The sequence below is a fragment of the Bernardetia sp. MNP-M8 genome, from assembly GCF_037126285.1.
In the GTDB taxonomy this organism is placed as follows: domain Bacteria; phylum Bacteroidota; class Bacteroidia; order Cytophagales; family Bernardetiaceae; genus Bernardetia.
The window spans coordinates 4,362,707-4,376,431 of record NZ_CP147012.1 but is presented as its reverse complement, the minus strand read 5'-3'; the positions used below and the strand labels follow the sequence as shown (position 1 = coordinate 4,376,431).

Genomic DNA, 13,725 nt, shown 5'->3' with positions numbered 1-13,725 from the left:
CTCAAAACTCAATCGATTTTGCTATTTTTTTGCGTATAAAAATTATAGGTCAATCCCAAACTTAAAATCAATGAGGTTTGTCTTTCATTACCATATTTAATATTATTACTACACAAAAACTGAAATACAAATTTAAACTTTTCAAGTCCTATTCTTGCTGTCATGGCTGGTTCTATTATAAAATTATGTTTGCGATTTGATAAATATTCCACTTCCTCTTTACCTCCAAAAAGCAAATCTCCTTCTACTTTAGTGTATCTCAAATAAAATGTTTTGAAAGACATAGAGGCAGAAATATACTTCATTGATTTACTAAAAGTAGGATTTATACCCACTAAAAACATATTAGCATTTAGTTTTCCTTGATTTTGAATATAGGTTTCTATATTTCCTATTGCTGCTATTCCCCAAATTCCTATATGTCTAGTCCTTTTAATATTTTTTTTTAGAAAACGATTTTTTATAGAATCTGAAAACAAATAGCCAAAACCTAGTTCGTGCATTTGTCCTTTTGTTCCTATTTTATTAGTATTATTCGAATTAATTATATTAGTTGAACCCGTTATAAGATTATGAAATGCGTTATTTGTTTGAGCAGCAAAATGATTAGTGATTAGATAAGAAGTCTGAACACTTATTTGACTTGTAGAGTCAAAAGTAGGATTACTTGATGCTACTGACAAAAACCCTTCTCCTTTTTGAGTAAGTAAAGGAACAGTATGCATGTTGGGAACATAATAATTAGGTTGGCATGAACTAAAAATAACAACCATAAAAAGCAAATAAAGTAAGGTAGATTTCATAATTAATTCAATATCGTTTTATGACTTTTAAATTTATTTCCTTTACGTTATTTTATAACTCAATGCTGCATTCTGAAATAATTATCTATAATTAAAAAAATAATTTCTATTTATTACTAGCAAACCTTACCTTTGTATTTTATTTTATTCACTTATTTACGATTTTATATGAAACAGATTTTTACGGTTTTTTTGGTATTTCTTTTTTCTTCCTTACTATCGTCAAAAATATTGGCACAACAAATTGAAGACATATCTATTTGGGCACCATCTAGTATCAGGGCTATCAAAATTGATAAACAGGGAAATAAAATAGTTGCAGGTTATACTTCTGGTTCTACGTTTTTCATTGGTGACTCTATAGAAATAGATATGAAAATTACAAACTATTCAGGTTTGAAGTTTTTTGTAGCAAAAATGGATAAATATGACCAACTGATTTGGTTTAGACACGGAGTTTGGTTTTCAGACAAAAGCTCCTATGAGGGTGATCAAGTCAGTGTTGAAATTGATAACTTTAATAATATATCAATTTTATATAGCGTTGGAGGGGTTCCTGTAGTGTCTTCTCAAAATGAGCATCGCCTAATTAGAGAATTAAAGTGGAAAGGTAATACATATGATGATATTGACAATTTTTTGCTTAAACTAGATCCACAAGGTAATGAAGTTTGGCACAGAGCTCTTTACCTCAATAAACCTTCAAGGGAAACTGCTAAGATAGTAGTAGATAGTCAAGGTAATACATTTTTGTGTGAGACAATAATGGGAAGAAAACCTGGTGTTACTAGTGGGCAGTTTTGGGTTACAATAGATGATAAAGATTTTACCATACAAGAATGGCAATTATCAAACACTAATACAGGTGTTGTTACGGTTAAGTTTGATCTAAATGGGAAATATGTATGGAGCAGAGGAATAGTAGATGTAGCCCATGGAACAATATTAGAAGATATAGTAATTAGTGCTGACGATGATATCTCGCTATATACTAGTTCTTATGGTGGTAGTGGTACAATTTCCTTTAAAAACTTTGATACATTCGATGACTTCAATAACCCAAATTCTGCTGGTAGCTGTCTAGTTACTTATAATCCTAATGGAGAAGTATTAGATTATGGGGTAATTGAAGGTGCTAATGGAGGTTTCGGACAATTAAAATTATTTTACTTGAAAAATAAGCTATTTGCTGCGGGAAGAAGCTTTCCTTTCCTTTCAGTCTTAGAACTAGAAAACTATCGTAACGTGGTTCATCAAGATGATTATGTGCGAAATGGAAGTGGTGTAGATCAATATTTCGAGGTAAAGGATTTTGTTGTAGATAGAGCTGAAAATAAATATATCATAGCTCGTTTTTTGCCCTATTCGGAAAATGTAAAATTTGGAAATACGGTATACCCACTTGAAACAAAATCTGGGCTACCTATGGGACAAATATTTCTATTAAAACATACTAAATCTGAGGGGCTAAACTGGGGCATTAATTTAGGATTACGTGAAAATTATTCAAATGTTATGTCACATTCAAAAAGACCAGGCTTAACAGTAGATGACACAGGGTATATATATGTGAGTGGTCTATATATAAAAAACAAAGAATTAGCAGGACAGCTTCCATTTGTACCTTGCTATAATTGTGGGCTTAATTATGTAATGAAGATACGTGATACAGATTTTGTAGATTCCCCACATTGGTTTGAAGGAAAAACATTTAGCGATAGAAATTTTGACTGTGAGCCAAATAGCAGTGATATGAGTCTACCTCATACATTGATTTTAAAAAATGGTCAATATTATACTATTTCAGATAAAAAAGGAAGCTATTTTATACCAAACGAAAATGACTCAGTTGTTCTAGAAAGTAAAATACTAAACAGTGATTTCTACAAGTATATTCCTAGCCAAAATAACTGTGATACTATCAAACAAGTCGTAATAAAGGATTTACAACTTCAAGACCCAAACTCTATTAACTTCGGCTATAAAGTAAAACCTTGTTCTTATCTTACTATTGATTTAACAAATGAACGTCGCAGAAGATGTTTTATGAGTAGTACAACAGTAGAGTACCAAAATCAAGGCTTTGCAACAGCTCAAAATGTAGAAGTAAAAGTAGAATACCCTGATTATATATTCCCTGTTTCTAGTTCGCCTGCTTGGACTAGGAAAGAAGGAAATAGCTATTTCTTTAATGTTGGTAGTTTAGCTGCTGGAAATGCTGAAAAAATCATTTTTCAAGATTCAGTTATTTGTGGAATTGAAGCAATACGTGGACTTACGCAATGCGTAAAAGCTACCATTTCTCCTGCCAATATGTGTGAAGATTGGACAGATAACGAAAATAAATACGAAATTTCTGGACGTTGTGTAGGTGGTGGAGTCGCTCGCTATACCATCAAAAACCTAACAAATACATCTACTGACTCTATTCCATATCGTCTATATGCTAACTCAAAAGTTTTTGCTGAAAGAAATACATTATTACCTGCAAATGGAGAAGTAGAAATTGAAGTATTTACCAATGGAATGACGATGAGAATGGAATTATTTCCTCAAAATCACGACCCTATTTCTGCTTTTGTAGAAGGCTGTCAAGTTGCTATTCCTTACAAGACCAAAGCTGAAAACCCTAATCCTGTTGTTAGTGTTGCTCCTGTACAACAATCTGGAGTGGCACTTCCTCAAAATGATGGTGGAGAGCGTTCGGAAACTTCGTGTTCAGAAATTTTGGATAGTTATGACCCTAATGACAAACAAGTTGTGCCTTTTGGCTTGACAAATGAAAATCTAATAGAAAAAACTACAGAATTAGATTACACTATTCGCTTTCAAAATACAGGTACCATTGAAGCTGTAAATATCGTAGTTTTAGATACGCTTTCAGAGTTTTTAGATATAGAAACAATTCGTTTGGGAATGGTTTCTCATGATTATAAATTATTGATTGATGGCGATGCTGATACTCGTGTCTTGCGTTTTGAGTTTGATAACATTAATCTTCCAGATAGTAATTCAAACGAGCCAGCTTCTCACGGATTTATCAAATTCAAAATCAAACAAAAAGCGAATAACTCTATCGGAACAGTTATAAAAAACAGAGCAGCTATTTATTTTGATTTTAATTCGCCAATTATTACAAATACAATTTCTAATAAAGTTGCTGTTCTTCCTCTAACAAATTCTAACTTGAATCTGCCTGTTTTCAACTGTTCAGATGCTAATTTTGAGCTTGTCGCCAACGCAGGAAACGATATAGAAACTACAAATTCTACGGCTACTTTAGCAGCACAAGCGACACAAGTATTTGGAAGTTGGTCTTTACTTTCAGGTTTTGGAGAGCTAGAAAATGCTTCTAAAAATAATAGTAAAGTTACTGGACTTTTACCTTTCCCTACAAAACTAGTTTGGAGAGTTGCTGTTTGTGGAGAAGCAAAACAAGATACAGTTATTGTACAATCTACAAACACAGACTACAAATTTACTATTGATTTTAATGAAACTGAAGCTACATTATCTGTTCCGACTGGAAAAGTTACTTATCAATGGTACAGAGATGGCGTTTTGATAACTGGACAAACAGGCGCAAAATTAGACTTATCAACATTAGAAAATAGAATTGGAGTTTATACAGTCGTTATTTCTAGTGGAGATACATCTATTACTTCTGAGCCATTTACAATAGATAAAATTCTATCTAATGATGATTTTATCAAGGCTAATTACATCAAAATATATCCAAATCCGACTACTTCTTTATTAAATGTAGAATTGAATACGGTTTTGAATGCTAGTGAAGTAATTTTAGTAAACGCTTTGGGAATGGAACTACAAAAAACTCTCATTACAAATTCTAATAAAATCACTCTTGATTTGAATAACTTGAGTAATGGAATTTATTTTGTAAAAATTGTTTCTCAAAAAGGAATATTCTATAAAAAAGTAGTTTTGAAAAAGTAATTTTTAGCATTTCTTAAAAAGAATAAAAAAAGTCATCAGCAAATCTGTTTTGTTGATGATTTTTTTGTTTTGTAATAATTTTCTTTTATCAATAGCAAACCTTACCTTTGTATTTTATTTTAAAAAGCTATTTTCACTTAAAATTAAATTGATAATGAAACGGATTTTTACCTGTTTTTTAGTGCTTTTATTTAGTTGCAATCTTTTGAGTAATGCAGCCTTTGCACAGGTTTGGACAGATATTTTAGAATTGCATTATTGTGATATAACAAGTATCAAAATAGATGCAGATAATAATAAAATTATCTCTGGTTTTGGAATTGGAAATGCTTTAAGTGTAGAAGGAAATAATGTTCCGTTTACGCAAAGTCAAAATAACAAGTTTTTTGTAGCCAAAATATCTCCTACTGATGAAGTAATTTGGATAAAAAATGGTGAATGGTTTACAGATTTTGCTACTAACCCAACAGCTAATTCATACAATGATTTAGATTTTTCAAATATAGAAATTGACAATTCTGGAAATATTCATGTAGTTTTTAGTTCAGGCTACAACAGAACTTTAGATAGAGTTACATGGTCAAACAATCAATACAATCAAATCGATAATTTTATATTGAAACTATCTCCTACTGGAGATGAAATTTGGCATAAAGCATTATTGCTGCATAGTGAAAGCTTGAATTTTGTTAGACAAGGAACAAAAATCTCTGTTGATGACCAAAATAACGTATTCTTAGCTCTTACTGTTTTAGCACAAGATAAAGACGGAACGCCTTATCAGTTTAATATAGATGGAACTACATTTACTATTCCTAAAAACACTTATCCCCCTGCTAATGACCCTATATATGGTGGAGGACAAGGCTCAGAAGTTTTAACTTTAAAATTTAGTAGTAGTGGACAATATATTTGGAACAGACAAATAGTATCAGAATTAGGCTACGTGAATTTTGACGACTTAATAATAGATTCTAATGGAAATCCTATTATATCAATACACGCTACTGGAGAAACTTTAGTATTCAATGGAAGCTCAGAAACCAATAATTTGAGAAATAAAATTTTTCCTGCTTTTTTGATAAAGTATGATACAAATGGAAATTTGTTATACCATAATAATGTACAAACTGAAATTGGAGAGCTTTATTTGCGTTTGTTACTTGATAGAGTAGGAGAGCATATTTTTATTTTTGGAGTATCAAGCAATGAGATGCAAACAAGTGAAAGAACTTGTTATGTAGTAAAAACAGATAATAACCAAAATATAATTTGGCAACAAGATTTTCCAACAAACAATGGAGTAGCAACATACCTTTCAAATTATCAAGGAATGGTAGTTGATAATTCTGAAAATATATATGTTGCTTTTACAATAAAGGGAGTTGATGGAAGAGGAACAAATGTAACGTTTGGTAATACCTCTCATATTTTGACTGACGAAAGTGAAAGCCATTTTTTAGTAAAAATCAATCAATCTGTAGGTGTAGACTGGGGAGTAAACTTAGGTGTTCCCAAACTAAATGGCGATGTTTATAATGACAATAAAAGAGGTTTAGCTGTAGACAATAGAGGAAATATTTATGTAAGTGGCGTTTATGTTCCTAATAGCACTATCGGAACGACTACCTTGCCTAATGTACCCTTTATTCAAAACACAGAAGGTTTATTACAATATATCGGTAAAATAAAAGACGATAGTTTTGTTTTTCCTACTTTTAGGGGAGAAGGCAAAGTGTTTGCAGATTTAAATACAAATTGTCAATTAAATCCAACTGATCAAGCCATTTCAAGTATTTTGATAAAACGAAATGATGGTTATTATGCAATGTCTAATCTTAATGGAGATTTTTTAATGCCATTTTCAGAAGGAAATTATACACTAAGAAGTTCTCTTGCTAATAATTATTTAGCTCAATATATTATTCCAAATTGTGATACAGTAAAGCAAGTAGTTATTAATGGAGGACAAATTCAAGACCCTACTTCACTTCATTTTGGTTATCAGACTCTTCCTTGTTCCTACCTTTCTATTAACATCATAAACGAACCTCGTCGTAGATGTTTTATGAGCAGTACGACAGTAGAATATCAAAACAAAGGTTTTGTTACTGCTCAAAATGTAGAGGTAAAAGTAGAATATCCTGATTATATCTTCCCTGTTTCTAGCTCACCTTCTTGGAGTAGAAAAGAAGGAAATAGCTATTTCTTCGATATTGGTAGTTTGGCTGCTGGAAATTCTGAAAAAATCGTTTTTCAAGATTCTGTCATTTGTGGAATTGAAGAAATACGTGGACTTACTCAATGCGTAAAAGCTACTATTTCTCCTGCTAACTCTTGTGAAGATTGGACGGATAATGAAAATAAATATGAGATTACTGGACGTTGTGTCGGTGGTGGAATTGCTCGTTACACAATCAAAAACTTAACAAATACAGCTACTGATTCTATTCCGTATCGTTTGTATGCCAACTCACAAGTTTTCAGAGAAGCAAATACATTACTTTCTGCTAATGGAGAAGTGGAAATTGAAGTATTTACCAATGGAATGACAATGAGAATGGAATTATTTCCACAAAATCACGACCCTATTTCTGCTTTTGTAGAAGGCTGTCAAGTTGCTATTCCTTACAAGACCAAAGCTGAAAACCCTAATCCTGTTGTTAGTGTTGCTCCTGTACAACAATCTGGAGTGGCACTTCCTCAAAATGATGGTGGAGAGCGTTCGGAAACTTCGTGTTCAGAAATTTTGGATAGTTATGACCCTAATGACAAACAAGTTGTGCCTTTTGGCTTGACAAATGAAAATCTAATAGAAAAAACTACAGAATTAGATTACACTATTCGCTTTCAAAATACAGGTACCATTGAAGCTGTAAATATCGTAGTTTTAGATACGCTTTCAGAGTTTTTAGATATAGAAACAATTCGTTTGGGAATGGTTTCTCATGATTATAAATTATTGATTGATGGCGATGCTGATACTCGTGTCTTGCGTTTTGAGTTTGATAACATTAATCTTCCAGATAGTAATTCAAACGAGCCAGCTTCTCACGGATTTATCAAATTCAAAATCAAACAAAAAGCGAATAACTCTATCGGAACAGTTATAAAAAACAGAGCAGCTATTTATTTTGATTTTAATTCGCCAATTATTACAAATACAATTTCTAATAAAGTTGCTATTTTACCACTCAGAAATGATAATTTGAATTTACCTGTTTTCAATTGTTCAGATGCTAATTTTGAGCTTATCGCCAATGCAGGAACAGATATAGAAACTTCAAATTCTACAGCCACTTTAGCAGCAAAAGCGACACAAGTATTTGGAAATTGGTCTTTACTTTCAGGTTTTGGAGAGTTAGAAGATGCTTCTAAAAATAATAGTAAAGTTACTGGAGTTTTACCTTTTCCTACAAAACTAGTTTGGAGAGTAGCCGTTTGTGGAGAAGCAAAACAAGATACAGTTATTGTACAATCTACAAACACAGACTACAAATTTACTATTGATTTTAATGAAACTGAAGCTACATTATCTGTTCCGACTGGAAAAGTTACTTATCAATGGTACAGAGATGGCGTTTTGATAACTGGACAAACAGGCGCAAAATTAGACTTATCAACATTAGAAAATAGAATTGGAGTTTATACTGTTGTGATTTCTAGTGGAGATACATCTATTACTTCTGAGCCATTTACAATAGATAAAATTCTATCTAATGATGATTTTATCAAGGCTAATTACATCAAAATATATCCAAATCCGACTACTTCTTTATTGAATGTAGAATTGAATACGGTTTTGAATGCTAGTGAAGTAATTTTAGTAAATGCCTTAGGAATGGAACTACAAACAACAAAAATCATCAATTCTGATAAAGTAACTCTTGAGTTGAATAACTTGAGTAATGGAATTTATTTTGTAAAAATTGTTTCTCAAAAAGGAATATTTTATAAAAAAGTAGTTTTGAAAAAATAAATTATAGCGTTTATTAGACACACAAAAGTCATCAGCAAATCTGTTTTGTTGATGACTTTTTTGTTTTGTAATAATTTTCTTTTACCAATAGCAAACCTTACCTTTGTATTTTATTTCATTCACTTATTTACAATTTTATATGAAACAGAATTTTACAGTAATATGTATAATTATCCTTGCTTTCTTTTCAATTACAGAAAGAACATCTGCACAAGAATTAGAAAGTGCAATGGAAATGTATATTGGGAGTGAAAGTGGTGAGATAGTACAAAATAGCAAGTTGAATATTGTTAAAGCAATACCTTTGTCTGACGATAGCAAAGTAATAACAGGCACTTACATTGTTCCAAATGACCAAGCAGGAAAAATATATGGTAGCACCTTTATTTATGAAGAAGAGTTAGGAGCAGGTGGTTTTTTTGTGGCAAGAATTAGTAAAGATAACAATCTACTTTGGATAAAAACAGTAGTTACTGACACACTAAATCCTAGTAACTATAAAGAAAGATATGTAGATATAGATGTTTCTAAACAGAATGAAATTTATTTGAATTGGGTTGCTGGAATAGGTAAACCCCTTACTATTGAGGGAACAGTTTATGAAAGTGTAGATAATTTATTTATAAAATATAATATTGAAGGAGAAATTATATGGCAAAGAGGATATGATTTTAAAGCAACTGATGTTGTAAAGGTATCTTCTTCACCTAATAATATGATTAAAGTAGATGAAGAAGGAAATTTTTATACTGCCATATCCGTCGTATCGCACACTAGTCCACCTATAAAGATAGGAAGTACAACAATAAATTTACCTATTAACGGAAACAACATTTATTATCTTACAGGAATGTTGTTTCTAAAGTTTAGTACAGCTGGTAATCTGATATGGTACAGAACGATGATGCCAGATGAAGGAATATTAAGTGGCAGAGGTGGTCATAAAGCTGTCAACACAAACAATGTAAGGGTAGATAGTAAAGGAAATGTACTTTATGCTTTAGCTGCTAGTGGTAGTTTTGAGTTCGCTGATAAAGAGGTAATAAGCACTAGAGTAACAAGTGATTTTTCGACTACAGAATATGATCCTAATATTATTATTGTCAAGTTTGATAAGCGAGGACAAAGATTATTTGCTAAAGATACGCCTGACATATTGAAAGCATATTCAGGCAATAGAAGTTTTGGTGGAGTCAATGGACATTTATATACTAAAGTATATACGCACACTACTGTAGACTTGGATCAAGAAGATAATATCTATATGTACGGAGAGGTAGATGTGTCTTCAGAACTAAATAATACTAGTGTCATAGGAGAAACTGTTTTATTAAAACTAGATAAAGAGGTAAATTTTTTAGAGTCTGAAGTAGATTTGAGAAATACAGTAGCTAATTATTCTACTAGAAGAATGGTAATCAACAAACAGTATGACTATTTTTATACGTATGCTGATCGTTATCTAGCAAAAATAGAAAATGGCGTAATTACTCCATTCTTTTATTTTAAAAATTCAAACGGTTTCGAACGTTATGCTGTTGGACAAGGAGAAATAACTATAGGAAATAAAGGGAAAATATATGCAATAGTTAATATGCAAAAAGATACAACTATCAATGGCGTATTTATTCCAAGACGAAATTCCAACTCTGATGCCAGTACGCTGCTAACTTTTGGAGATAAAGCTCCTTATGCAAAAATAAAAGGAAATACATTTATTGAAAATGCTGCCAACTGTTATTATGATGGTAACGAAACTGTCTTTCCTAAGATACTCATTAAATCCAATCAAGGAAAATATACTGTATCAAATAATAATGGATTATATAGGCTGACACTACAAGACAGTACAGCTTTAGTATTAGAAGCAAAACCTCTTGACTCAGAATATTATAGAATCTTTAGCACCAATAAATGTGATTCTGTAAAAGAGATAGAAATAGAAAACGGAAGAGTATTAAACCCAGAAGACTTAAACTTTGGATTTAAAGTTCTACCATGTTCTTACCTTACTGTTGATATTACAAATGCACGTCGAAGAAGATGTTTTATGAGCAGTACAACAGTAGAATATCAAAACAAAGGTTTTGCAACTGCACAAAATGTAGAAGTAAAAGTAGAATACCCAGATTATATTTTTCCTGTTTCTAGTTCTCCTACTTGGACTAGGAAAGAAGGAAATAGCTATTTCTTCGATATTGGTAGTTTGGCTGCTAGAAATTCTGAAAAAATTGTTTTTCAAGATTCTGTTATTTGTGGAATTGAAGCAATAAGAGGTCTTACTCAATGCGTAAAAGCTACTATTTCTCCTGCTAACAGTTGTCAAAGCTGGACAGATAATGAAAACAAATATGAAATTTCTGGACGTTGTGTTGGTGGTGGAATTGCTCGTTATACCATCAAAAATCTAACAAATACAGCTACTGATTCTATTCCGTATCGTTTGTATGCCAACTCACAAGTTTTCAAAGAAGCAAACACATTACTTCCTGCTAACGGAGAGGTAGAAATTGAGGTATTTACCAATGGAATGACGATGAGAATGGAATTATTTCCTCAAAATCACGACCCTATTTCTGCTTTTGTGGAAGGCTGTCAAGTTGCTATTCCTTACAAGACAAAAGCTGAAAACCCTAATCCTACTGTAAGTGTTGCTCCTGTTCAAGAATCTGGAGTTGCACTTCCTCAAAATGATGGTGGAGTGCGTTCGGAAACTTCGTGTTCTGAAATTTTGGATAGTTATGATCCTAATGACAAACAAGTTGTTCCGTTTGGCTTGACAAATCAAAACTTAATTGAAAAAACTACTGAATTAGATTATACCATTCGTTTTCAAAACACAGGAACAATTGAAGCTGTAAATATTGTAGTTTTGGATACGCTTTCTGATTTTTTAGACATAGAAACAATTCGTTTGGGAATGGTTTCGCACAATTATAACTTTATAATTGATGGCGATGCTGATACTCGTGTCTTGCGTTTTGAGTTTGATAATATTAACCTTCCAGATAGTAATTCGAACGAACCAGCTTCTCACGGATTTATTAAGTTCAAAATCAAACAAAAGGCAAATAACCGTATCGGAACGGTCATAAAAAACCGTGCTGCAATTTATTTTGATTTTAACTCGCCAATTATTACAAATACAATTTCTAATAAAGTTGCTGTTCTTCCACTTACAAATTCTAACTTGAACTTACCTGTCTTCAACTGTTCAGACTCTAACTCTGAAATCGTTGCTAATGCAGGAGCAGATATAGAAACATCAAATTCTACAGTAACTCTTGCTGCACAAAACATGGGAATAAGTGGAATTTGGATGTTAGTTTCAGGTTTTGGAGAGTTAGAAAATCCTTCTAAAAATAATAGTAAAGTGACAGGGCTTTTACCTTTTCCTACTAAGCTCATTTGGAGAGTAGCAATTTGTGGAGAGGCAAAACAAGATACTGTGGTTGTACAGTCTACAAATAAAAATTATAAGTTTGATATTAACTTTGATGAAAATGAAAATATATTATCTGTTCCGACTGGAAAAGTTACTTATCAATGGTACAGAGATGGCGTTTTGATAACTGGGCAAACAAACCCAACATTAAACTTAGAAACTCTACAAAATAGAATTGGAGTTTATACAGTCGTTATTTCTAGTGGAGATACATCTATTACTTCTGAGCCATTTACAATAGATAGGATTCTATCTAATGATGATTTTATCAAGGCTAATTACATCAAAATATATCCAAATCCGACTACTTCTTTATTGAATATAGAATTGAATACAATTTTGAATGCAAGTGAAGTAACTTTAGTAAATGCTTTGGGAATGGAACTACAAACAACAAAAATCATCAATTCTGATAAAATCACTCTTGATTTGAATAACTTGAGTAACGGAATTTATTTTGTGAAAATCATTTCTCAAAAAGGAATTTTCTATAAAAAAGTAGTTTTGAAAAAGTAATTTTTAGCATTTTTAAAAAGAATAAAAAAAGTCATCAGCAAATTTGTTTTGTTGATGACTTTTTTGCTTTGTAAGAAATATTAATAGTTAATTTTTAGAAAACTCCATCTATAAAATTGTGAAATAGTAGAATTTTTCTCATTTAAAGAATAATTTAAATATGAAAATTATAACCTTGATGACTTAAAAAAAAATTAAAAATTGCACAATTTTTTAAGTCATTGTATATTTTATTTGTAGCAGAAGCGTTTATAGTTTAAATTACACAGCGATTGCACTAAGATTAAAAATAATTGCATAATTTTGCTATCCATCTTCATTTTTTGTTGTCGTATGCTTTGTGTAAAAAGTAGTCCATTTTTTGCCTATTTAAGTTTATTTCTACTCTTTTAAGTTTATTCGATGTTTATAAAATTACTTTCTCAGAAACTACATAAAACAAATTTGATTACTAAATTTCTATCAAAAACTATATTTATCTTTCTACTGAGTCTTTTATTTAGCTTTATTACTTTGCCTTCTAAAGCACAATACTCAGCGACAAAAGTAAAAATTGCTTTGATTGTTCATTTTATTGAACACACAAAATTTCCCCCTGAGGCTTTTAAGAGTCCAAAAGAAATGATACAAATCGGAATCTTAGGTGATGACCCTTTTGGTGACGAATTAGAATCTTTTCTTATGCACTACAAAATAAATGGACGTGGTTTGCGTGTTCGCAGAAAGAAAAATGCTTCTGATTTGTGGGGCTGTCAAGTGATTTATATCAGTCAATCTGAGCAAAGCAAACTAACTGATATTTTAGATTATTTCAGAAGATATCCAACACTTACTATCGGAGATAATTTAAAAGGCTTTATAGAACAATGTGGAATCATTAATTTTGTAACAGTAGATAAGAAACCCTACCGTTTCGAACTCAATATTGAAGCTGCTCAAAAATCAAATCTTGGTTTGGATGTAGGACTTTTCAGAATGGCACAACGTATTGTAGCTTGTCCCTAAGATGTTTTTTACATTGATTT

At 31.5% G+C, this 13,725-nt stretch carries 5 protein-coding genes; 4 read left to right on the top strand and 1 reads right to left on the bottom strand.

The features are described 5' to 3' along the window. Positions 1–8: 8 nt before the first annotated feature. Positions 9–803, bottom strand: a complete 795-nt coding sequence (locus V9L04_RS17730) for a hypothetical protein (RefSeq protein WP_338791256.1) — start codon at positions 801–803, stop codon at positions 9–11. Between the two features lie 231 nt (positions 804–1,034). Between V9L04_RS17730 and V9L04_RS17725 the strand changes: the two genes are divergently transcribed. The 4 genes from V9L04_RS17725 (at position 1,035) to V9L04_RS17710 (ending at position 13,705) form a co-directional block, all read left to right on the top strand. After that, on the top strand, positions 1,035–4,760 hold the full coding sequence (locus V9L04_RS17725; protein ID WP_338791255.1) for a T9SS type A sorting domain-containing protein: 3,726 nt from the start codon (positions 1,035–1,037) through the stop codon (positions 4,758–4,760). Positions 4,761–4,914: 154 nt separating this feature from the next. Beyond that, positions 4,915–8,739: a T9SS type A sorting domain-containing protein gene (locus V9L04_RS17720; protein WP_338791254.1), complete on the top strand. Its 3,825-nt coding sequence runs from the start codon at positions 4,915–4,917 to the stop codon at positions 8,737–8,739. 139 nt (positions 8,740–8,878) lie between these two features. After that, complete coding sequence (locus V9L04_RS17715; RefSeq protein ID WP_338791253.1) at positions 8,879–12,700, top strand: T9SS type A sorting domain-containing protein; 3,822 nt, start codon at positions 8,879–8,881, stop codon at positions 12,698–12,700. Between the two features lie 513 nt (positions 12,701–13,213). Continuing rightward, positions 13,214–13,705, top strand: a complete 492-nt coding sequence (locus V9L04_RS17710; protein WP_338791252.1) for a YfiR family protein — start codon at positions 13,214–13,216, stop codon at positions 13,703–13,705. The last annotated feature ends 20 nt before the right edge of the window (positions 13,706–13,725 follow it).